The following is a 23212-nucleotide window of genomic DNA, read 5'->3' on the forward strand; positions in this document are numbered from 1 at the left end:
TTAAACCAAGGCTGAGCAAAGACTTAGCTACAACCTATTTAGAATAATTAGCAGTGGCATCTATGAAATCAATCCGTTTGACGCGCGCTTTGCGTTTGTCTCTTACCGGCTTATGCCTGGGAGGCATGGCTTCCTCAGCATTCGCGCTGACCTCCGGTGCGGGAAAAAGCATCGAATTATCTGGTGAGTTTGCCGCCTCTGGTGGTGAGGCAACTTATTCCCTTCCCTTGTCAGTCTCGCCCGGTCGAGCTGGGCATCAGCCTTCTTTAAGCCTTGAATATCGCAGTGACTCGCCCAATGGCATGTTAGGGATGGGCTGGAGCATTGGCGGTGTATCTGCCATTTCTCGCTGTGGCCAAAACCTTAATAAAGATGGCCGTTGGGGCGGGGTGCGTTTTAACGGCGATGATAGATATTGTCTTGATGGCAAGCGCTTAGTTGCCGTTTCTGGTCGTGATGGAGAAGATTTAACCGAGTATCGACTGGAAAATAATGGCTATTCGAAAATTATTTCTTTTGGCCGTGCGGGTAATGGCCCTGCCAGCTTTAAAATCTGGTACAAAGATGGCTCTGTATACGAATACGGTGTGACTCAAGATGCCCGTGTTGAGCTACCTGGTCAGGCGAACGCATACAAATGGGCGCTGAATAAAATTACCGACAGCAGCAAGCAAAATCATATTAATTTTGTTTACAGTGAAGACAATGCTGCGGGTAAACATAAGCTATCAGAAATTAATTATGTAGGCGGTAAGGTAAAATTTGTTTACCAAGCTCGCCCAGACACCACCTATCAATATCTAAATGGCGGCTTGCTGCGAAGGCATGAGCGTTTAAGCGCGGTCGAAACTTTTGATAGTCAAGACGCGGCCATTGGTCGTTATAACTTGGGCTATACCCTTTCTCCTAATACATCGCGAAGCCAGTTAACCAAGCTTGATTATTGCGCCGATGGTAAATGTTCCTCTGCCATAGAGTTTGCTTGGACAGGCAAAAATAAAGTGGCCTTAGGCGGCGCGACCAATACTGGCTTTCGCAGTCCAAGGTATTTTGATACCAATGGCGATGGCGTTGCTGAGATATATGGTGAAGTCAGTAATGATTCGCGCGGCAACGCGACAGTAAAAGACCTCAAAGGTGCTCAACGTTCTGGTGTAAAATCGTTCAGTTTAACTGGCAGCGTTATCTCGCCACGCCTTAGCTATAACCAGTGCTCAGTGAATGCGGCTAATCCTTATCGCGCAGCCAATGGTCAACTTGCCAGTTATTGTCAGTTTTCTTCCTGCAGGGGCAGTCAATGTAAATATGGGTCAAAGGGGGTTAACTATGGTGATTTTAACGGTAATGGCATAGAGACTTCTCAACAAGGCTATTTGACGATTGATATTAATGGTGATGGCATTGACGACTTGCACAAATTTGATGTGCCAAAGGGTGGTTATCGTTACAAGATTACAGGCGCGGGTTGGCAAGCATTACCTTCGGCTGGTGAGCGAGTTTTAAAAACCTTTACCGATATCAACAATGACGGTTATTTGGATGCGGTCATGGGCTCCTCATCGAAAAGTGAAAACCTGTCTGTGTATCTGTTTAATGGCGTGTCATTTAACTCGCCCATTTCAATAAACTTAAAACCAACGTTTGACGATAGTATTCACTTTGCCGATATCAATAATGATGGCTATCCAGATATTGGCTTTGGTAAACATTTTTATCTCAATAATAAAAACAATGGCTTTTCTACAAGCCCAGCGTTAACGTTGGCAGCAAACATCTATGCGACGCAAGATGTTAATGGCGATGGTTGGGTAGACATTCTCACTCGCGGTAAAGGCGGGGCTGATAAAGCTTCGATTTATTATTCATCGGCAGCTGTGCAAGATAAAATTACTCATATCTCTGAGCTTGGCGTTGATTACGATGTGGTCTACAAACCAGCAATAGATAAAAGTGTGTATACCCTTTCAGGCACTAGTGCTTACCCTTATAAAATTGTTACCCCAAGTCGTTACTTGGTCGCAAAAACCATCAAAAAACCGAAAGGTTATGCAGCAACCACTTATGACTACCAGTATTCTGGAGCGAAAAGTCATTTGCAAGGCGGCGGTTTTTTAGGTTTTCACACCATTACAGAAACTGAAACGGCGGAAATTGTTACCCGCATTACTACCACGTATGAGCAAACAAGTTTGCCACAAGTGGGTAGGAAACTGGCGCAACAAGTGACCAAGGGCGGAAAGTTAGTTTCTGACACATCCTATCGCTATAAGCAGCATACACGCCAAGGTTATAACGCCAAATATTATCAAGTGTATGCTGATCAGGTGGTGAAGAAGAGTTATGGTTTAGGCAATAAAAGCGTTGAAAGACAAGAAACCATTACCAGAACCCGAGATCGTTTTGGTAACTTACTTGAAGAAACCACAGTCACGTCCAGCGAGTTGGAAGGTGCTGGTCAGTTTACCAGTCATTCTCAGCTTGAATATGTGTCAACAGGACTGAACCAAAACCATTATATTTATGATATTACCAGTGTCAGTAATATCGACAATCTTGATCAGACCCTTAAAAACTTTAAAGCGGGTATGACGCGTTATTGTGGCACTAATGGCGAAGTATTTTTCTCACCCAACGATCATTTTGTGCTGATCCACGGTGAGGTTGATATCCCCATAGTATTAGAGCGCTACAACCACTATTTCAAATACCAAACCACTTCCTATAGCGTCGATCTTGATGGTCTAAGCATTTATCAAGGCCAACTCGTCAATAGTAGTGCCGGTGAGCTTGAATCCGCTAATGTTAAGGCTTGTGGCAGTTATTCATACAAGGACTACGATGGCGACGGTAATATGGAGTTTACCACTGCAAACCGGACCCGAGTCGAGTCTGTCGGTGAAACAGGCGAGAACTTCTGGAAAATTGGCGCAATAAAGCGAGCTATATCGACCATTGTTGATAATAGCACTGGGCTAAAGCGAACGGTTGCCAATGACTATGCGTACAATGCCTCAGGCTTTATGACCTCTGATCGTATGACCAGCTCTGACTATGATTCTAATGGTGAAGTTGCCCAGTCGGCTAAATTTGTTACTCAGCGTTATGGCTATGATAATTGGGGCAATGTCACCAGTGAAAGCATTGAAGGCACGGATTTAAAACGCCGTGAGCAAAGCACAACATTTGATAGCCAAGGGCTGTTTGCCATTGCCGATACGAACGCCGAAGGTCATCGCAGCCGAGTTAAGTATGATGCGCAGGGCTTTCCCGTTCGAACCATTAGCGCACTTAAAAATCGCACCAGCGAATTTAGCTACGATGCGTTTGGCCGCTTAAAAACTGAGACCTTACCAGGCAAAGGCAATGTTAACCGGAGTGAGTATCAAATTGGCGGCGCATGTGGTCAATACGCTACAGCGCAAACCGTCAGCTGCGTCACCACCACGCTAGGCGCAGGTGGTAAGGTGATTACCCTATTTGACTACGCAGGCCGCGAGGTTCGCAAGCTGCATACTGGCTTTAGCGGCCAGTTGGTGGTGGTCGATACCAAGTGGGATCGAAACGGGCGCAAACTCAGTGTCACTCGCCCGCAATATGCTCATTTAAACACGCCAGCGCCCAAAGTCACCTTTGGCTACGATGCGTTGAATCGTGAAATTAGCAAGCAAGAGCCAGCTGCAGGTGGCGGCATTGCTAGCTTTACGACGCGTTATCAAGGTTATAAAACCAGCGTCAAAGACGCGCGCGGTTACACACACAGCACCATCACCAACGTAATGGGCCATATTCTGCGCAAAGAAGAGCCAGATAGCGCTTATCAAACCTATTTGTACTATCCAGATGGCAAGCTAAAATCCAGCACGGATTCGGCTGGCAATACAACCCATATTCGCTACGACAACGTAGGCCATCGTCGCTATCTTGATGACCCAGATATGGGCAAGTGGCATTACGTATATAACGCCGCTGGTGAGCTGATTTATAAGCGTGATGCCAAAGGGACAGTTACCACAACCGACTACGATAATTTAGGCCGTAAAACCAAACAGGTTGAAGCGGGTAAAGTGTCGACTTGGCGCTATGATGAGCGCGGCGCGCTGGGTACTTTGTCAGGATTTGCTGGTAACGGCAGTGAGACTGATTACTACTACAATGCGTCGGGTTTAAGTGAAGAAGTTTCGGTTAAAGTAAAAGGCGAAGTCTTTAGTACCTTCTATTACTACGATGATTTTGAACGTGTGACGCGCGAAGTGCGCCCGAATGGCGCGGCGACCACCTTGGCTGATGCGGCAAAACAGCTTAGTTCGGCCAATAAAAAAGACAGATTAGCCGTTGAGTATGTGTATAACCCTTATGGTTACCAATCTGCGGTGCGCAGCCCGAAAACCTACGCCGATGAAGTCTTTACCAGCAGTAAGTTCCGTGATGATATTGCCAAACTACTTGATGCAGCTAAGCAGCAAGCAGCGCAATATTTAGCTAAAGCGGAGCGCTACTCTCAGCAAACCTCGTTTTTCAGCGACAAAGCGGCGCAATCATAGCGCCAAAACCGTCAATATCCATACTTTAGATGCCAGCTCGCTAGCGCTACTTAAAGACGGTTATCGCTATAAGCAGTGGTGTAATGAGCAAGGTGAGTGTTACTTAAGGCCAGGCACTTGGGTGATGCTACACGATGATGTCACCATTCCAATTGATGTTACCTTGGAAGGGGCCATCTATCGTTTAAACACCGCGCTGGCTAATCGCACTGGCAATGGTATTCGTTACTACAATGCCACGGTTCACCCTGTGCCAGAAAGTGAGTTTAATGGGCAAAACCTAAGCTCTGCACACGATTATTTGCTAACAGATTACGACGGTAATGGCGTCAAAGACTTGATGAGTAATCAAGATATCTATATTGCCGATGCTGATGCCAGTACCCGTGAAGAGCTGCTGTTTAGCGCTGATGATTTAGAAAAAGCGGCGGTTGTGGCGAGCTCGCGTTATAAATTCTACACCGATTTGGCCCGTGAGTTGATTGAGCTTTCTGAGCAAGTGGCGAGGTTAAGCGGTCAATACTGTCAGTATGCTAACCAGCTGGGTGGCAATCAAATTGATAGTGCTAAGCGCGCTAGTTGCCAAAACAGCCAACAATCAAGTCAGGCCGATCACCTTAACTTGATTTTGACTCAGTCTCAGTTGGCCGATTCAACCAAAAATAAAGCCTATGTGTATTACTGGCAAAGGCGAGAAACCGATGCCTACGATCATACCCTTGCTGAAACTTTGGGTAATGGTTTAGTTAATACCTATAGCCATGATGCCAATACGGGTCGACCTAACTATATTACTACCCATAAAGCCAGCGTCTTGTTTGATCCAAGCATTCGCCAAAGCACGGCTAAAGGGCGCAATGTACGCTTTATTCAGTATCGTTATGACAATCATAATAATGTCACCTACCGCTACGATGAAAGCCTAGGTATTACCGATACTTGGCAATACGATGGGCTTGACCGCGTGGTGCACAACAAAGTTTCACTGGTGAGCAAAGACAGACATGGGGTGAATAACCCAGATTTTGCTGGGCCGTTTGAGTATCAATACGACAAACTCGGTAATATCAAATACAAGAGCGATATTGGCCGTTACGACTACAGTGGCCGCAATGCTGGGCCCCATGCGGTGACTAAGGCTAATGGCCTACATTACCAATACGATGCTAACGGTAATATGCTAAGGGCCAGAATTGATGGCAGCGCGCAAAATGAGCGTGAGCTGGAATGGACGGCCTTTAACAAGCCAAGCAAGATAGTGCGTAACGGTAAAACGGTGGAGTTTTTCTACGATGCTAACCATAACCGCTATCTGAAGAAAAACAGCGATGGCATCGAAACCTTCTACTTTGGTAAGAGTTACGAGCGTATTACTGATAGCAATACAGGGGTAACTCAGCACAAACACTTTGTTTACGCCGATGGCAAGTTAATTGCGCTTAATACCCAAAGCATGGATGCCAATAACCAGCTAAAAGATAAGCAAATCCGTTACTTACATCACGATGCACTTAACTCGGTGGATATGATCACCGATGGTTACGGTAATGTGGTTGAGCGCCGCAGCTATGATACTTGGGGCAAGCAACGTAAAGTGACTTGGCGCGAAGAGGGCCCTCAAGATGTGGTGCAATCGGTGATCACCAACCGCGGTTATACGGGCCATGAAGAGATCGCCGAAGTGGGTCTAGTACATATGAATGGTCGAGTCTATGACCAAGAGCTAGGACGTTTTATTAGCGCCGACCCATTGGTGCAATCTCCTTATATCACCAATAGCTTTAACCGTTATTCTTATGTAATGAATAACCCGCTTAAGTATATTGATCCAAAAGGCTATTGGTGGAGCGACTCTAACGGAAATGGTGCTACGGGAACATGTAATACAGATGGCAGTGAAACAAAACCTGATCGTGATAAAAATGATAATAATGGTTCTAATCCTGCACCTCAAGAGGACCTAAAAGGTGACGGTATTGGTTTCACGTTAGGTTATATTGGTCGTGCTATCGGTTCACTCATTGGAGGAGAAGGAAATACGCCACCTGATCAGAAAAAAATGAGAGCTTTAACCGCAAAAGCAAAATGCAGAAGGGGATGTGGTCCTAAAGAGTTCAGAGCTATCTCGGCTGCACTTGACGATCCAGATGTAAGCTTCAGTAATAAAACGTGGAATAATTTGGCTAATTCTGTAAGCGCAGGGAAGGTATACAATATTGCAGCGTTGGATATAGTCCAATCTAAAGCATTTCAAAAAGAACTAATGACAGTGGCAAAAAATCACCTTGAGGTAGGTATACGTGTGTTGCAAGGTGTATCTGGAGCAGTCCAAACATATGCAGGTTCTGCTATGGTAGCTTTTGGAGCTGTTGGCTGCGCCTCAGGAGCCGGATGTATTGCTGGAGCGGGTTTAATGACTCTTGGTTCTTTACTAGCAGCGCATGGTGTAAACAATGTTATTGAAGCCATAGAAGGTAATGGCTACATGGGCCCTGTCAAGCGAGCATATGTTGGTGTTCTCGGTCCAACTAATGGACAATATGCTTATGCAGCTATGGATGTAGCTTTATCTGTTTCGGGATATAGTAAGATGGTAGCTGATCCAACTAAGTTTTCATTGTTTTACCCTGATAAAGTCAGAACTTATTCTAAATCGGGTATTGCATTAGGTGTTCCTAATGATTTTAATACAGCATATCAAACATACACTATGGAGAATGAGTAAATGTTAGAAATAAGTACTGGGTGTTATGTGATTGTTAGTTTGCTTTCTATAATTTCTCCCCATATTACGTCCAGATTTTTTAAAGGGAGTTTTATTTATGATGTCATGTTTAGATTTATTATTTATCCACTATTTATTTTTATCCATTGGGGTGTGTTTGAATACGGTCGCGAATTTAAAATTTTATTAATTTCTGGAAGTAGGGAGACCAATGAAAGTATTAGTATGCTATTTTTTATAATAATGGTCTTGTCATATGTTATAGCAAATTACTTAAATGATAAAAAAGCCGAAAGAGAGAGGTGGTGAAAAAATCAGGCCTTACTTTCCTCTCTACTTCCATTGAAGGTAAGGCAACTTAGATATTTGGTTAATTTTTTTAGGGAAGAAAAACAACTAGGACCATTAAGGGTTGAATTTTCTGGTGCATTATATTATCTGAGATCCTGATAACATGCACCACAGCCCATATAGCTAGATAAGTAAGACTTTACTTTGTTTATAGAGCCAGTGAACAAAAAGTAGCTTTATAACTTTGCGCTCGAAACGCGAGTTAAAAAATCAAACCAAGCTCTCTTGATACTAAGGGAGCGTTAACGTCAATATTAAAAATTAAATAGGTTAATTATGAAAAAAATAGCTTTAATCTTTACGCTTTTATTTAGTGCTTATTCTTTTGCAGATGAAATAACTCAAAAACGCATTGTAGATAACATACAAATGGATGCGCACGGGACGTATTACTTTAGCTCGGATGAAGGTTGGGGTGCCCCAGGTTGCCCTAATGCTAAATATATTTTTATTAGAAAGCATGAGGTTCCTGCTTCGGAGGCCATGTTAAGCCTTGTGCTTTCCTCTCAGGCACAAAACCGAACTATTTACGCTAAGGGTAACTGTACTGATCCTGTGCACTTTCAGTTAAATTATATTTTCCAAGGGCCAAAATAAAATCCCAACAACCAATAGTTAATAGAAAGAAAAGAGATAAAAATGAAAAAAATAATCGCATTAGGGTTATTATTCGCCAGCTCATCGGTATCGGCAGCTTACGATTGCACGGGTACCGTCAACCATGTTCTTGTTTATGCAGATGGCTCTGTCAATCTGCATGCGACATATAGAAATGCTTACACCTATGTATGTAATCTAAAAAATGATTGGAAAGGGGTGAGTCCACAGGCCTGTAAAGGAATGCTCAGTACTTTATTAACCGCCCAGTCGACAGGGAAAACAATCAATACTTACTATAAATCGTATACTTGTGAAACTTTACCTCACTATGACTCAGCTCCTGGTCCAACTTATATTGGTATAGTTAAAAGTTAAAATTAAATTAGGAGGCAAGATTTGCCTCCTTTTGAAACTACAGTCTAATTCCCCACACCTATGACCAACCGCTTATTAAAACTTCTCAAGTGAGTAAAAACGTCCAAGCTGCGCCTAGTGGACTTGTTATAGCCTAAGTCATCAATTTTCCTCTCAAACTTAACGGTTGTGAGGGAAAACTCCGCAGTATTTTAGAGTTATGGTGAATAGGTGATGGCAAAGAAAAAAATACTTACCGTTTTTGGTACTCGGCCAGAGGCGATCAAAATGGCGCCTTTGGTTGATGCGTTAGCCAAAGATCAACGTTTTGAAGCAAAATGCTGCGTGACCGCGCAGCACAGAGAAATGCTTGATCAAGTACTTGAGGTGTTCTCAATTACGCCCGATTACGACTTAAATGTTATGCAGCAGGGGCAAAACCTTAATCAGGTAACGGCGCGTATTGTGGTTGAATTAAAGCCGATATTAAAAGCCTTTAAGCCTGATGTAGTTTTGGTCCATGGTGATACGGCCACTACCTTTGCTGCTAGTTTGGCCGCTTTTTATGAAAAAATTGCTATTGGTCATATTGAGGCAGGGCTTAGAACGGGCGATCTCTATTCGCCGTGGCCAGAAGAAGCCAACAGGCGACTCACTGGTGTATTTGCGCATTATCATTTTGCGCCAACCGAGACCTCAAAAGCCAACTTAGTGGCAGAAAATGTCCCACAAAAGCGAATTTGTGTCACGGGTAATACGGTGATTGATGCTTTGTATCTTATCAAAGATAAAATCACTTCAGATGCTATGCTCAGCACCAACCTTAAACGCCAGTTCCATTTTATAAATCCAGATAACAATCTTGTTTTGGTCACAGGTCACAGAAGAGAAAGCTTTGGCGCCGGTTTTGAAAATATCTGCCAAGCGCTAGTGGTTGTGGCAAAGGCTCACCCCAAAACACAAATTGTTTATCCCGTGCACTTAAACCCTAATGTGCAAGAGCCGGTCAATCGCCTTTTAGCGGGTATTGATAACATCTTGTTGATTGAACCTTTAGACTATCTGCCTTTTGTCTATTTAATGGATAAAGCCGATATTATTTTGACCGATTCAGGAGGTATTCAAGAAGAAGCGCCAGCCTTGGGTAAACCCGTACTAGTGATGAGAGAAACCACTGAGCGCCCAGAAGCGGTAGCAGCAGGCACAGTAAAATTGGTTGGTACTAAAGTGCAAAGCATTGTGGAGCAGCTTAATACATTGCTTTGCGATCAAGATGCTTACCAAGCTATGAGTCTTGCTCATAATCCTTATGGTGATGGTAACGCGTGCGCGAGAATATTGGCGCAATTGGCTGATTAGAAATGTGAGTACTTACTGATTTTTTTGGGGGCGTTATTTATATAAATCAAATCATTGCCAAAAATCACTCACTCCAGATACCCCATAAGCGCCGTGTTGCTTCGCCGCGGTGAGATCATCAGCGCCTACTCCGCCTAGAGCAAAGATAGGCATGGTTGCAAACTTGGCAAGCTTGGAGAAACCTTGCCAACCAATGGTGGCTGCTTCTGGGTGGCAACTGGCAATATGAACCGGAGAGAGGGTGACAAAGTCACATTTTATGCGGTTGGCAATCTCTAGTTCAGCTTGATTGTGGCATGAGGCCGCAATATAACGTGCCCCTGCTTTTTTGATATCTTGGATGAGCGCGTAATCTTGAGCATCTTTAGAGGTTAAGTGCACTCCATGAAACGGACCAAGCTGGCTGCCATCATAGGACGAAGAGTTAACCAGCACTATGCCAGTGAGTTTAGGGCCGAGGATTTGTTTGAGGCTTGTTAGAGAGTGAGTTTTGGCTCGGATTTGACTCATTTCGTTGGTGCGGTTTTTCTCCAGCATTTTTATGATGATGTCTAACTCTTCTTCATTACCCGTTATGGCGTACTTTCTTGGTAATTGGCTCAAGTTTTAGTCCTTATCAAGATACTGGCTCAATCTAAGAACAAAAATACCATTAGAAAGCCTTGTGATAAAGCTCGTCACGCATCTTCAAAGTCTGAAATCAGCAGGTTTGCGGCGGCAAAAGCGGCTTTTTCACGCACCTCTTGAGGTAAGTCTGCTTGGGAGGCAATATCATTGAGTGCGCGTAAGGTGCAGCCAATCGTTTTTGGGATGTAAGCTTGGTCGCCGCTGCCTATTTGGGCGTAAAACTCTTTTACTAAATCACAGCATTCATACACTTTCATGGCTTAATTACTCTTTAGGCTCAGATCTTTTTCAAGATGGTTATTTTTCAAGGTAACTATAGTGACGATTTAGCGTCAGATTGGTTTTGATCTTGCGCAAATAGACAGGTGGTATGGCGAAGTCGTGTCCATTTGGGCAGATGGTCTCAAAAACAGGCTTTATATTAGTAAAAAGCGTGAATTTACAAATAAATAACATATAGTGCCAGATTCATAATAAGGAGAATAAAAATGAAAAAAATATTACTGGTTTTAACGCTTTGTCTATCGGCTATGGTCAGTGCATCCGAATCGGCACATCCTTGCCCTGAGGGAGAGGTATTACGTTGTCCTGCCACAGCACAGGGCTGCTTTTGTATGGCTGAGTAAATAAGGCTTAGTCAAACAAAAAATGGGACCAAGTGGGTCCCATTTTTGGATCTGGCTAGGCCAAATTAGTGTTAGCTTTGCAATTGCAGTTCCAGTTGAGCGGTTAACTCTGGCGCCAGCTTTAGCTGCTTAGCAAGCTCTTGAAGGTAAGCCTTTTCCATAAAGTTTTGCTCGTCGATGACAATCAATGAAGCAAGATAGATTTCACTGGCTTGCTGCGGTGACTGCGCAAGTTTTGCAATCTCACTCGGGTCGAGTGGCTTGTTAAGCTCAGTGTGCATCAGAGATTGCAGCTGACTATCCGCACCTGCTTCTTTAAGCGTTGATTCAATGCGTTGCATCTCATCACCATCCACATGACCATCGGCTTTGGCGGCGGCAATCATGGCTTTTAAAATCAGTTGTTGGTGTATCGCATCCTCACCGTCAAAGCTTTCACTGTTTCCAGCATCAGACTGTTTAGACTGCCAAGTATTGTATGCCGAGTAAGCAAGAGCGCCAAGGGCAGCCGCTCCGCCTATCTTGAGTGCATTTTTACCCACTTTTTTGCCAAGTTTTTTGGTCTTTTTTGAACCCATTAAAAGGCCGACCAGGCCACCGCCTACAGCGCCTGCGCCGAGTGTTTTTAATGAACCAGAGCTTGAGGCCTGCTGAACTTTTTGCTGGCCTTGACGAGCGAGATCTGAGTTTATTGCTTGGTTAAGTAAACTTTTTAAATCCATTCATGCCTCCTAGGTTTTAAGCAGTCTAGCTTAACGTATATGAATACAAGATTAATATAAATCTAGGAGCAAAAAAAACGGGCTGAAGCCCGTTTTACTTTTTATTGAAAATCAGTCTTGTGCGTGACCATGAATACCAAGGAGCTTGCCATCTAAGTAGGCTTCTTTGCCATCTTTCATGATTAAGCGCTCTTCAACCAGCCATTGGACAACCAAAGGATAGATGTTGTGCTCTTGAACTTGGACACGTTTGGTGAGCGTTTCCACTGTATCATCTTCAAAGATAGGCACTTTAGCTTGAAGTATGACAGGCCCGCCATCGAGCTGCTCGGTCACAAAGTGCACGCTGGTACCATGCTCTTCATCACCGGCGTGAATCGCACGTTGATAAGTGTTAAGTCCTGGGTATTTAGGCAGTAGTGAAGGGTGAATATTGATCATTCGTCCCATATAGTGGCGCACAAATTCGCCGCTTAGAATACGCATGTAGCCAGCAAGAACAATCACATCTGGCTTGTATTCATCGATCTGCTTCATTAGTTCGCGGTCAAACGCATCACGCGTGTCGAATGAGTTTGGATCTAAAGAGTGCGCTGCCGCGCCTGCATTTTTGGCACGTTCTAAGCCATAAGCTGTTGCTTTATTAGAAAAAACAGCACTTACTCGGCCGGTTGTGATCTTATCTTCACAAGCATCAATGATCGCCTGTAAGTTCGAACCGTTTCCTGAAACTAAAACAACAATACTTTTCATCGCTTATCTGATCTCTACTTGTTCTTGGTTGGCTTGTGCATCCGCGATTTCGCCAATGACCCAAGCATTTTCACCCTCGGCTTGAAGAAGTTCAACCGCCGCTTGCGCTTGGTCTTTTGGCAGAGCCACGATTAGACCAACACCACAGTTGAAAGTACGATACATCTCATGAGTCGTAACATTGCCTTTTTCTTGTAGCCAGCCAAAAATACTTGGCCACTGCCAGCTGTTACCATCGATGACTGCTTTGGTGCCCTCTGGTAAAACGCGTGGGATGTTTTCCCAAAAACCGCCACCGGTAATATGAGAAATTGCGTGAATATCATGCTTTTCGATCATTTTAAGCGCAGACTTAATGTATATTTTCGTAGGTTCGAGAAGGTGCTCACCTATTGTTTTGCCTTCTAGCTCTTGATTGGTGTCAGCACCAGACACTTCAATGATCTTACGTATTAGAGAGTAACCGTTTGAATGTGGACCACTTGAACCGACCGCTATGAGGGCATCACCAGCGGCCACTATAGTGCCATCGATAATGTTGGCTTTTTCAACCACACCAACACAGAATCCAGCCACATCGTAATCTTCGCCTTCATACATGCCGGGCATTTCAGCGGTTTCACCACCGATCAGAGAACATCCTGCTTGGACACAGCCTTCAGCAATACCAGAGACAACGTCTGCCGCGGTATCGACATCCAATTTTCCTGTTGCGTAGTAATCAAGGAAAAATAATGGCTCAGCGCCTTGTACAATCAGATCATTAACGCACATCGCGACAAGATCGACGCCAATGGTGTCATGTTTGTTCATATCCAATGCAAGACGCAGTTTGGTTCCTACGCCATCTGTGCCGGAAACAAGTACAGGTTGCTTGTATTTAGTTGGTAATTCACACAGCGCACCAAAACCGCCAATGCCTCCCATGACTTCAGGGCGACGAGTACGTTTAACCGCCCCTTTGATGCGGTCAACTAGAGCGTTACCCGCGTCGATATCTACGCCAGCGTCTTTATAGCTAAGAGAAGTGTTATCAGCACTCACAAGCAAGTCCTCAGTTTTAATATTGGATATGAAATCGGCGCTATTCTAACAGTGGACAACACTATATGGCAAACGTTTGCGTGGGTTTTTCTTTTGTTCTAACTCAAGAATTACCCAGCGAAATCATTTATAATCCGCAGGTTTGTTTAAATTTTATCTAATTACTCGGAGATGGAAATGAAAGTTGTTGAAGTAACACACCCTCTGGTTAAGCATAAAATCGGCCTGATGAGAGAAGGTGATATCAGTACAAAGCGTTTTCGTGAGCTTGCAACGGAAGTGGGCAGTTTGCTGACTTATGAAGCAACTTCAGACTTTGCAATGGAAAAAGTCACCATCGAGGGGTGGGATGGTCCGGTAGAAGTTGACCAAATTAAGGGTAAAAAAGTCACTGTAGTGCCTATTTTGCGCGCGGGTTTGGGCATGATGGATGGTGTGCTTGAACATGTACCAAGCGCGCGCATCAGTGTGGTGGGTATTTACCGTGATGAAGAAACGCTTGAACCAGTACCTTACTTTAACAAACTGGCTTCTAATATTGATGAGCGAATCGCTTTGGTAGTAGACCCTATGCTGGCCACTGGTGGTTCTATGATAGCGACTATTGATTTACTCAAAGAGAAGGGATGTAACCAGATTAAAGTATTAGTATTGGTTGCAGCACCTGAAGGTATTGAAGCACTTGAAAAAGCTCACCCAGATGTTGAACTTTACACTGCCGCTATCGATGAAAAACTTAACGATAAAGGTTATATCGTGCCAGGCTTAGGTGATGCTGGCGATAAGATTTTCGGCACTAAATAAATGTAAATAAGTTAAACAAAAAGGGAGCCATGGCTCCCTTTTTACATCGTTACTGTAATCTATTTACGCTATTACCAGCCTTTGACTACGCCGCCTTGGAAAATCTTATAGGCTGCGCTGTAGACTTCTTCAGTTTGGTAAGACTTGATGAAGTTTTGCACATTCTCAGCGTTGACATTGTCTTCGCGTGCTACCACTAGGTTCACGTATGGCGATTCTTTATCTTCAACAAATATGCCGTCTTTTTGCGGTGTTAGCTTGATAGAGCTGGCATACGTTGTATTGATCACAGACAAAGCCACATCATCTAAAGAGCGCGGAAGCTGCGCTGCATCTAGTTCAACAAGAGTCACATTTTTTGGATTTTCGGTAATATCGCGAACGGTTGCAAGTAGTCCAACACCTTCACGTAACTTAATAATACCTTGTTGCTCAAGCAATAGTAGTGAGCGGCCTAGATTGGTTGGATCGTTAGGGACTGCGATACGATCGCCTTTAATAATTTCATCAACCGATTTCACTTTCTTAGAGTAGCCAGCGATAGGGTAAACAAAGGTATTGCCAGCAATTGATAGTTTGTAACCGCGATCTTTGATTTGCTGATCTAAGTAAGGTTTGTGCTGAAACGCGTTAACATCAATTGAGCCATCGTCCAGCGCAGCGTTAGGAGTAACATAATCACTAAAAGTGACCAGCTCCACCTCAAGGCCATATTTTTCTTTCGCGACTTTTGCCGCGACTTCTGCAACCTGAGCTTCGGCACCAGCCATGACACCTACTTTTATTTTATTTGCGTTGTCTTGCTTGTCACCACATCCTGCCAATACCAGCGCTGAGGCGGCGACAGCTGTTGTTAGTAGGCCTCTAATTCCAAATTTCATGACTTTACTCCTTAACTTCAATTCAAATATGGTTATCTATGATCGACACGGCGTACAAGCGCATCACCGATCGATTGAATAATCTGTACTAAAACAATCAACATAACGACAGTTACCGCCATGATCACCACATCATAGCGATGAAATCCATAGCGAATTGCTACATCACCAAGCCCACCGCCACCGACGGTTCCGGCCATTGCTGAATAACTCACTAAAGTGACCAAGGTTATCGTGACTGAGTTAACTATAGTGGGAAGAGCTTCTGGTAGCAGTACTTTGCCAATGATCTGTAGGGGAGTTGCCCCCATAGATTGAGCCGCTTCGACCAAACCTGTTGGCACTTCCAGTAATGCACTTTCAATCAGGCGAGCAACAAATGGGATAGCCCCTATGGTAAGTGGGACAATGGCAGCGGTTGTGCCGATAAAGGTGCCAACCAGAATTTTTGTAACTGGAATAATGGCAACCATAAGTACAAGAAAGGGCACTGAGCGACCTATGTTTACGATAGCGCCCAGTAGACGGTTCAGTTTGGTATTTTCCAGTAATCCACCTTTTTTGGTGGTATGCAGGATAACGCCGAGCGGAATGCCGAGCGCAAAACCGACAATACCAGCAACGGCAACCATGTATAAAGTCTCTCCCGTTGCATTGATTAAAAGCTGGCTATTTAGGTTTAGCCACTGTGACAGAGTTTCAAAGGACATAACCTAGCACCTCGACTTTTACATTGTGCGCGCGAAGAAATTCAATCGCAGCGTTATCATCGTTTTCATTGCCAAACAGTTCTGCGACCATCATGCCAAATTTAACCCCGCCAGCGTAATCAAGATCAGAGCTAAGAATACTGACATCAATATTGAATTTACGCGCGATTTGACTCATCACTGGTGCATCAACAGTTGCACCGGTAAACTCAAGGCGAACCAGTGGATAGCTGCCTGCAACGCGAGTTGACTGAAGACGTGCTTGGTAATCTTCCGGTATTGAAAGATCAAGTGTAGAGCGGATAAATTCATGGGCAAGCTCGGTTTTAGGGTGAGCGAAGATCTCTCCTACAGAACCACTTTCGACCAGCTCTCCGCCTCCGATAATCGCAACTTCATGGCAGATACTTTTGACTACATCCATTTCATGGGTAATCAGCAGCATGGTAATATTGAGCTTGCGATTGATTTCTTTTAGCAGCCCTAAAATTGATTGAGTGGTGGCGGGATCAAGTGCGCTGGTGGCTTCATCACACAGCAACACCTTTGGATCGCTTGCCAGCGCTCGAGCAATGGCGACACGTTGTTTTTGACCGCCACTTAAATTTGCAGGGTAACTCTCATGCTTGTCGGCTAAGCCTACCAGTTTAAGCAGTTCAGTGACTTTGTTCTTTATATGTGCTTTTTCTTTGCCAGCCAGCTCAAGTGGTAAGGCAACATTGTCAAAAACTGTTCTTGATGAAAGCAGATTAAAATGTTGGAAAATCATACCGATATTGCGGCGTGTTTCACTCAGTTGTGATTTAGATAATTGTGTTAAATCGACGCCATCGACAACGATGGAACCAGAAGTGGGTGCTTCCAACATATTAACGCAGCGAATCAGCGTGCTTTTCCCTGCTCCTGATGAGCCAATTACACCAAATATGGTGCCTTGAGGAATATTAAGATTAATATCCCTTAAGGCATGTATTTCTTTGTTTCCTTGCAGAAATACTTTGTTCACTTGATTTATTTCAATCATCGAGAAATCCGCGCTCAGGTTAAGGTCAACTGACGTTTGAACATAGCTTATGTTCGAAAGGTAGCAAACCCCAATCAAAAGTAGATAGTTTGGTACTACGCCATACAGATCACAGATGCTATGGTTTCATACTAAATGTGTCAATAGATATTTTTACGTCTAGACGTCTAAATGCCCTTTTTCATCAAAACCAAGCGGAATTAGATAGTGCTGAATGAAATAAAGCGTGTAATAATTCAGGCATGTGTTGGCCTTTCAAGCAAAATGTATGCGTGAAAGACAAGTGAGTAATAGTAAAAAAGAGAAGTTAATTTTGGCAAAACCTGCTGTCTTTCTAGATCGTGATGGTGTGATTAATGTTGATCACGGGTATGTGCATGATGAACATGATTTTGAGTTTATTGAAGGTGTGTTTGAAGCAACCAAAAGACTCAAAGAAATGGGTTATTTGTTAGTGCTAGTCACTAATCAATCTGGCATCGCTCGTGGTAAGTTTAGCGAAGATCGTTTTTTATCGCTGACTCAGTGGATGGATTGGAATTTCGTTGACAACGGCGTCGAATTCGATGGTTTCTATTATTGCCCTCATCACGCAGAACATGGTCAAGGCAAGTACCAGCAGGATTGTGATTGTCGAAAACCCAAACCAGGTATGTTTATTTCGGCGCGCGATTATCTAGATATTGATATGGAAAAGTCAGTGATGGTCGGTGATAAAGCCGAAGATATGATGGCTGCGCAATCTGCTGGAGTGGGCACTCGTATATTGGTTCGCACCGGTAAACCCATTAACGAAAAGGGACAAGCTTTGGCGTCTACTGTGCTTGATAACCTTAGAGATGTTCCTAATTATTTAGATAAATAACGCAACGAATTAATGGCCATATGTAATGGCCTTTTCATTGGGCTGAAAAATAATGAATGTAAAAGTACTTGGCAGCCTTTGTCTGGTTGTGATGTTACAAGCATGTAGTACCTCGTATGTGACTTACCATTGTCAAGCAGATAAAGAGTTTGATGTGGCTTATACGAAAAATCATGAGTCGGCTGTTATAAGAGTTGATAATCAAGAATACACTTTGATGCAAGTTCCAGCCGGATCAGGGGTAAAGTATGTTCCAACTAGTGAGGAAAAAAACAAGGTTAATCCTCTTGTATTGCACACGAAAGGTGAACATGCACACTTGGAAGTTGGATCTGAAGTTTATAAGGGATGTAGAATATAGTTGCCTTAACTATTTGATGTTCCGTAAGGAATTGTTCACAAGCCATTATGAGTAAAAAACTGACTATCCTTGATATCGCCAAACTTTCTGGTGTAGGAAAATCTACTGTATCTCGTGTTCTGACCAATGACCCCAGGGTAAAGCCCGAAACGCGGGCAAAAGTAGAGCGTGTAATTGAAGAATCTGGTTATGTTCCTTCTAAATCCGCTCAGGCTATGAGAGGGGGCAGCCAAAAAGTCGTTGGTGTTATTATTTCCCGCTTGGATTCTCCTTCTGAAAACCGTGCGGTTGGCAGTATGCTTCAGGTTCTTTATCGCAGTGGCTACGATGCTGTTATTATGGAGAGCCAGCTTAACCGCCGTTTAGCCAATGAACACCTTGATGTACTTGGAAAACGCAATGTTGATGGCATTATTGTTTTCGGTTTCAGTGACTTTGATGTAGAACGCTTAGCCAATTGGCAGGGAAGATCTGTCGTTATCGCTATGGATACGAAAGCGATCTCGTCGATTAATTATGACAATGATGGTGTAATCCGTTTAGCCCTAGAACATCTTGCTCGTCAAGGCGTCAGAGATATTGCCTTTATTGGTGTTGATCCTTGCGACCAAACCACTGGTTATCTACGTCTCGAGTCGTATCTTAGCTGGTGTCAGCAAAACGGGCGCATTGCTCACTATCAAACGGGACAACTCAACCTTGAAAGTGCGTATAACTTGGTTGATCAAGTTCTTACTCAAGAGACTCAAGCTATAAGCTGTGCAAGTGATACTCTAGCACTTGGCGTGATTAAACGTCTTCAGGAGCTTGGTCGAGAGGATGTCATGGTCACTGGAGTTGGCGGCAGTGAATTATTATCTTTCCTTTTTCCTAATGTATTCAGTATTGATCCTGGCTACGCCAAAGCAGGGGAAAAAGCCGCTAATCTTTTGATTTGTCATATTAATGGAGAGACTGACCTAGTTCATCTCACTCAAAGCCCAATTCTCAGCTAACTTACTTATTGTTATATGCTTTTAAATTATACTGTGATCTTATTCAATTAATGGGACCGTTCCCATTTATAATTACCGATAGATTTGACAATATAAATCCCGCTTTGGGAATGTTCCCAATAATTATATTCATGGCTCGGAGTCACCTACTCCGTGTAAAGTGAAAGTCCAATTCAGGGTGGATAAAACTATGAGCAAGATTTCACGGCAAGAGGTCGAGGATCTAATAGAGAATGTGGGTGGGCGAGATAATATCGCGAGTGTAAGTCACTGTTTGACGCGTCTTCGTTTTGTTTTAAATGATACCAGCCAAGCAGATATTAAAGCACTGGAAGCACTGTCTTTAGTTAAGGGGTGCTTCACCAACGCTGGTCAGTTTCAAGTTGTTGTTGGCACTGATGTTGATGAAGTGTATAAGATTTTGATAAAGCTTTCTGGTCAATCAGGAGCGTCCAAAGATGAAGCTAAGCAAGCGGCTCGTCAGAACATGAATCTATTAGAACGCGGTATCTCACATCTTGCTGAAATCTTTGTTCCTCTTTTGCCAGCAATCATTACCGGTGGTTTGATCTTAGGTTTCCGTAATGTGATTGGCGACATCAAGATGTTTGATGGTCAATCTTTGACCCAAATTAGCCAGTTCTGGGCAACGGTGCACAGCTTTTTATGGTTAATTGGTGAAGCTATTTTCTTCTTTCTGCCTGTTGGCGTGTGTTGGTCAACGGTTAAGAAGCTTGGCGGGACACCCATTTTGGGCATCACTCTTGGTGTTACCTTAGTATCTCCACAACTGATGAACGCCTATCTCATCGGCAAGCAAATGCCTGAAGTATGGGATTTTGGATGGTTTGCGATTGAAAAAGTTGGCTATCAGGCTCAGGTGATCCCTGCGATGCTAGCAGGTGTCGCTCTTGCCTTTATTGAGACTAACTTAAAGCGTATCGTACCTTCATACCTTTATTTAGTTGTGGTGCCTTTTGTTTCGATAATTGTTTCTGTCGTACTTGCGCACTCTTTAATTGGTCCATTTGGACGCACCTTAGGTGATGGTGTGGCTTTTGCTGCTAAAGCTGCGATGACAGGTGATTTTGCAATTATTGGTTCTACTGTCTTTGGCTTTTTATATGCGCCCTTGGTTATTACTGGTATTCACCATACCACCAATGCGGTCGACCTACAGTTAATGCAAGACTTGGGTGGGACACCAATCTGGCCTTTGATTGCTTTGTCAAATATTGCTCAGGCGTCAGCAGTTGTAGGCATTATCATCATCAGCAAAAAACATGGTGAACGTGATATCTCTGTTCCTGCTGCCATATCTGCTTATCTTGGGGTAACAGAACCTGCCATGTACGGCATTAACCTCAAGTATAAATTTCCTATGCTTAGCGCCATGATAGGTAGTGCGATTGCTGCGGCGATTTGTGGCAGTGCTGGTGTTATGGCAAACGGTATTGGTGTCGGCGGCTTGCCCGGCATTCTCTCCATTCAGCCACAGTTTTGGGGTATTTACGCATTAGCAATGTTAGTCGCTATCGTTGTGCCTACTGCATTGACGTTATTTTTCTATAAGCGTGCTCAAATGAAAGGCGAGTTAGAGCCAGCGAACGCGTAATGATAGTTTCGGCCGAGTCAGTATTTTCAATCACTCGGCCTTTTTATAATTTTTATTTTTGGTAAGTGAATTAGACGATGACATTCAGCACGGATCCTAATTGGTGGAAAACCGCATCCATCTATCAGATTTATCCTAAGAGTTTTTGTGACAGCGGCGATAAAGGTACAGGAGATATCCAAGGAATTATCTCTAAGCTAGATTATCTCAAGTTGCTCGGTATTGACGCTATTTGGCTTACCCCCGTGTACCAGTCGCCTATGGTCGATAATGGTTACGATATTTCTGACTATTACGCCATCAATCCTGATTTTGGGACTATGCAAGACTTTGAGCAGTTAGTGGCTGAAGCTCGTCAACGTGATATTCGCATCATCATGGATATTGTTGTTAACCATACCTCAACCAAGCACGCTTGGTTTCAATCTGCTTTAGGGGATAAAAATAGTCCTTACCGTGATTACTATATTTGGAAAGATCCTGTTGACGATGAAGTTCCTAATAACTGGCAGTCTAAGTTTGGCGGCAGTGCTTGGGAACTCGATAGTGAAACAGGTCAATACTATTTACACCTTTTTGCCAAAGAGCAAGCGGATCTCAACTGGGAAAATCCAGAGGTGCGACAAGCGGTTAAAGAGGTAATTAGCTTTTGGGCAGAAAAAGGAGTGGATGGGTTCCGTCTGGATGTGATTAATCTTATTTCTAAGCAGCAAGACTTTCCTAGTGACGATCTTGGTGATGGTCGTCGTTTCTACACCGATGGCCCTCGTGTACACGAATATTTGCGGGAAATCAGTCAAGCGGTATTTCGTAAATATGGTAGCGTAACGGTAGGAGAGATGTCTTCCACCTCATTAGAGCACTGCCAGCGGTACTCCTCGCTTGATAACAAAGAGCTTTCTATGGTGTTTAATTTTCACCATCTAAAAGTGGATTATCCGAATGGAGAAAAGTGGACCAAAGCGCCGTTTGACTTCATTCAGCTCAAAGAGATTTTTAATCATTGGCAAACAGGACTTAATGGCCAAGGTTGGGGGGCACTGTTTTGGTGTAACCATGACCAACCACGAGTTGTCAGTCGTTTCGGTGATGATAAAAAATATCGTGTCGAATCAGCTAAGATGCTGGGCACATCGATTCATATGATGCAGGGAACTCCTTACATATATCAAGGTGAAGAGATTGGCATGATCAACCCTGGCTATGGTTCAATATCTCAATATCGTGATGTAGAGAGTACCAATATGTATGACATCATGGTTAATCATAATGGCATGAAAAGTGACGATATGATGGCTATTTTGGCGCAAAAATCTCGTGATAATTCAAGAACTCCAATGCAATGGAATGATGGGAAATACGCTGGTTTTTCCAAGGCTAAACCTTGGCTAGAAGTAGTGGAAAATTATCTTGAGATTAATGCGGCGCAGGCGGTTGATGATCCCAGCTCAGTGTTTTATTTCTATCAACAGCTGATTGCTTTACGTAAGCAAATAGAAGTGATTACTAGTGGTAATTACCGAGATCTTTATCCCCAGCATGAACAGATTTTTGGTTATCAGCGCCAGAGTGAAAAGCAAAGTTTAATTTGTTTGAATAACTTTTATGCGGTCGAGGCCAGTTGTAGTCTTCCTGAGACGTTTGATGCCACTAAAGCGAAATATTTGTTAGGTAACTACACAGATTTAGCAGAGGAAGTATCAATGGAGCAGGTTTTGCGTCCATACGAAACACGAATCATCCTACTAGAAAAATAAAGGCAATAGCCTTCACCCCCATTTTTGTGTTGTCTTTTTAGCCCTGTTTTCAGGGCTCTTTTCTTTTCGTTCAAGATTACTAGATACAAAAAAACCAGCTCAATGAGCTGGTTATCTTAATATGGTGGAGGGGGACGGATTCGAACCATCGAAGGCAGTGCCAGCAGATTTACAGTCTGATCCCTTTGGCCACTCGGGAACCCCTCCAGAGCATTTTTATCCTTAACTGATGTTTTCCCAACACAACAATCAAGCGTTATATGGTGGAGGGGGACGGATTCGAACCATCGAAGGCAGTGCCAGCAGATTTACAGTCTGATCCCTTTGGCCACTCGGGAACCCCTCCAGGGTATTTTTATCCTTAACTGATGTATTCCCAGCACAGCAATCAAGCATTGAATATGGTGGAGGGGGACGGATTCGAACCATCGAAGGCAGTGCCAGCAGATTTACAGTCTGATCCCTTTGGCCACTCGGGAACCCCTCCAGGGTATTTTT

At 43.6% G+C, this 23212-nt stretch carries 20 protein-coding genes and 3 tRNA genes; 12 read left to right on the forward strand and 11 right to left on the reverse strand.

Annotated elements, in window-relative coordinates:
- The first annotated feature begins 62 nt into the window (after window positions 1–62).
- From DPF90_RS11690 to wecB, 5 genes are all read left to right on the forward strand, one after another.
- Window positions 63–4541 (forward strand): FG-GAP-like repeat-containing protein, encoded by a 4479-nt coding sequence (locus tag DPF90_RS11690; protein ID WP_240314507.1) that lies wholly within the window; start codon window positions 63–65, stop codon window positions 4539–4541.
- A gap of 124 nt (window positions 4542–4665) precedes the next feature.
- Window positions 4666–7266, forward strand: a complete 2601-nt coding sequence (locus tag DPF90_RS20455; protein WP_240314510.1) for an RHS repeat-associated core domain-containing protein — start codon at window positions 4666–4668, stop codon at window positions 7264–7266.
- A 627-nt stretch (window positions 7267–7893) separates the two neighbouring features.
- On the forward strand, window positions 7894–8214 hold the full coding sequence (locus DPF90_RS11700; RefSeq protein WP_114786524.1) for a hypothetical protein: 321 nt from the start codon (window positions 7894–7896) through the stop codon (window positions 8212–8214).
- A 42-nt stretch (window positions 8215–8256) separates the two neighbouring features.
- On the forward strand, window positions 8257–8592 hold the full coding sequence (locus DPF90_RS11705) for a hypothetical protein (protein WP_114786525.1): 336 nt from the start codon (window positions 8257–8259) through the stop codon (window positions 8590–8592).
- A gap of 213 nt (window positions 8593–8805) precedes the next feature.
- The gene (wecB, locus tag DPF90_RS11710) at window positions 8806–9930 is read left to right on the forward strand and encodes a non-hydrolyzing UDP-N-acetylglucosamine 2-epimerase (RefSeq protein WP_114786526.1); all 1125 of its coding nucleotides are present in this window, start codon (window positions 8806–8808) and stop codon (window positions 9928–9930) included.
- A gap of 51 nt (window positions 9931–9981) precedes the next feature.
- Here wecB and DPF90_RS11715 read toward each other — a convergent pair whose 3' ends face one another.
- Together DPF90_RS11715 and DPF90_RS11720 are read right to left on the reverse strand one after the other, a co-directional pair.
- Window positions 9982–10533, reverse strand: coding sequence for a thiamine phosphate synthase (locus DPF90_RS11715; RefSeq protein WP_240314508.1), 552 nt, complete (start codon window positions 10531–10533; stop codon window positions 9982–9984).
- A gap of 74 nt (window positions 10534–10607) precedes the next feature.
- Window positions 10608–10814 (reverse strand): YaeP family protein, encoded by a 207-nt coding sequence (locus DPF90_RS11720; protein ID WP_114786527.1) that lies wholly within the window; start codon window positions 10812–10814, stop codon window positions 10608–10610.
- A 231-nt stretch (window positions 10815–11045) separates the two neighbouring features.
- On the opposite strand from DPF90_RS11720, the gene DPF90_RS20270 reads away from it, so the two are divergent.
- Window positions 11046–11183 carry a hypothetical protein gene (locus DPF90_RS20270; protein WP_162814025.1) on the forward strand — a complete coding sequence of 46 codons (138 nt, stop codon included), beginning with the start codon at window positions 11046–11048 and terminating at the stop codon, window positions 11181–11183.
- Between the two features lie 71 nt (window positions 11184–11254).
- Here DPF90_RS20270 and DPF90_RS11725 read toward each other — a convergent pair whose 3' ends face one another.
- The 3 genes from DPF90_RS11725 to purM all read right to left on the reverse strand — a co-directional run bounded on the left by DPF90_RS11725 (window position 11255) and on the right by purM (window position 13702).
- Window positions 11255–11905 carry a tellurite resistance TerB family protein gene (locus DPF90_RS11725; protein WP_114786528.1) on the reverse strand — a complete coding sequence of 217 codons (651 nt, stop codon included), beginning with the start codon at window positions 11903–11905 and terminating at the stop codon, window positions 11255–11257.
- Between the two features lie 111 nt (window positions 11906–12016).
- Window positions 12017–12658 carry a phosphoribosylglycinamide formyltransferase gene (gene purN / locus DPF90_RS11730; RefSeq protein ID WP_114786529.1) on the reverse strand — a complete coding sequence of 214 codons (642 nt, stop codon included), beginning with the start codon at window positions 12656–12658 and terminating at the stop codon, window positions 12017–12019.
- Window positions 12659–12661: 3 nt separating this feature from the next.
- Window positions 12662–13702: a phosphoribosylformylglycinamidine cyclo-ligase gene (gene purM, locus DPF90_RS11735; RefSeq protein WP_114786530.1), complete on the reverse strand. Its 1041-nt coding sequence runs from the start codon at window positions 13700–13702 to the stop codon at window positions 12662–12664.
- A 177-nt stretch (window positions 13703–13879) separates the two neighbouring features.
- Between purM and upp the strand changes: the two genes are divergently transcribed.
- Complete coding sequence (upp, locus tag DPF90_RS11740; protein ID WP_114786531.1) at window positions 13880–14506, forward strand: uracil phosphoribosyltransferase; 627 nt, start codon at window positions 13880–13882, stop codon at window positions 14504–14506.
- Between the two features lie 71 nt (window positions 14507–14577).
- Here upp and DPF90_RS11745 read toward each other — a convergent pair whose 3' ends face one another.
- The 3 genes from DPF90_RS11745 to metN are packed head-to-tail and all read right to left on the reverse strand — an operon-like array spanning window position 14578 to window position 17121.
- A complete protein-coding gene (locus DPF90_RS11745; RefSeq protein WP_114786532.1) occupies window positions 14578–15387 on the reverse strand; it encodes a MetQ/NlpA family lipoprotein in 810 nt (269 codons plus the stop codon).
- Window positions 15388–15419: 32 nt separating this feature from the next.
- Entirely contained in the window at window positions 15420–16097 is a 678-nt protein-coding gene (locus tag DPF90_RS11750) for a methionine ABC transporter permease (protein WP_114786533.1), read from the reverse strand.
- Complete coding sequence (gene metN, locus DPF90_RS11755) at window positions 16087–17121, reverse strand: methionine ABC transporter ATP-binding protein MetN (protein WP_114786534.1); 1035 nt, start codon at window positions 17119–17121, stop codon at window positions 16087–16089. Before metN ends, DPF90_RS11750 begins: the two co-directional genes overlap by 11 nt.
- A gap of 313 nt (window positions 17122–17434) precedes the next feature.
- On the opposite strand from metN, the gene gmhB reads away from it, so the two are divergent.
- The 5 genes from gmhB to treC all read left to right on the forward strand — a co-directional run bounded on the left by gmhB (window position 17435) and on the right by treC (window position 22714).
- The gene (gene gmhB, locus DPF90_RS11760; RefSeq protein WP_114786593.1) at window positions 17435–17986 is read left to right on the forward strand and encodes a D-glycero-beta-D-manno-heptose 1,7-bisphosphate 7-phosphatase; all 552 of its coding nucleotides are present in this window, start codon (window positions 17435–17437) and stop codon (window positions 17984–17986) included.
- 52 nt (window positions 17987–18038) lie between these two features.
- Window positions 18039–18347 carry an MliC family protein gene (locus DPF90_RS11765; RefSeq protein ID WP_114786535.1) on the forward strand — a complete coding sequence of 103 codons (309 nt, stop codon included), beginning with the start codon at window positions 18039–18041 and terminating at the stop codon, window positions 18345–18347.
- Window positions 18348–18394: 47 nt separating this feature from the next.
- Window positions 18395–19342: a trehalose operon repressor TreR gene (treR, locus tag DPF90_RS11770; protein WP_114786536.1), complete on the forward strand. Its 948-nt coding sequence runs from the start codon at window positions 18395–18397 to the stop codon at window positions 19340–19342.
- A 190-nt stretch (window positions 19343–19532) separates the two neighbouring features.
- Window positions 19533–20957, forward strand: a complete 1425-nt coding sequence (treB, locus tag DPF90_RS11775; protein WP_114786537.1) for a PTS trehalose transporter subunit IIBC — start codon at window positions 19533–19535, stop codon at window positions 20955–20957.
- A 77-nt stretch (window positions 20958–21034) separates the two neighbouring features.
- Entirely contained in the window at window positions 21035–22714 is a 1680-nt protein-coding gene (treC, locus tag DPF90_RS11780) for an alpha,alpha-phosphotrehalase (protein ID WP_114786538.1), read from the forward strand.
- 122 nt (window positions 22715–22836) lie between these two features.
- Here treC and DPF90_RS11785 read toward each other — a convergent pair.
- From DPF90_RS11785 to DPF90_RS11795, 3 genes are all read right to left on the reverse strand, one after another.
- Window positions 22837–22921: transfer RNA gene (locus DPF90_RS11785), tRNA-Tyr, on the reverse strand.
- 54 nt (window positions 22922–22975) lie between these two features.
- Window positions 22976–23060 (reverse strand) — tRNA-Tyr (locus DPF90_RS11790).
- Window positions 23061–23116: 56 nt separating this feature from the next.
- Window positions 23117–23201 (reverse strand) — tRNA-Tyr (locus DPF90_RS11795).
- Between the last annotated feature and the right edge of the window lie 11 nt (window positions 23202–23212).

The sequence above is a fragment of the Vibrio tetraodonis genome (assembly GCF_003350295.1).
GTDB lineage: Bacteria > Pseudomonadota > Gammaproteobacteria > Enterobacterales > Vibrionaceae > Vibrio > Vibrio tetraodonis.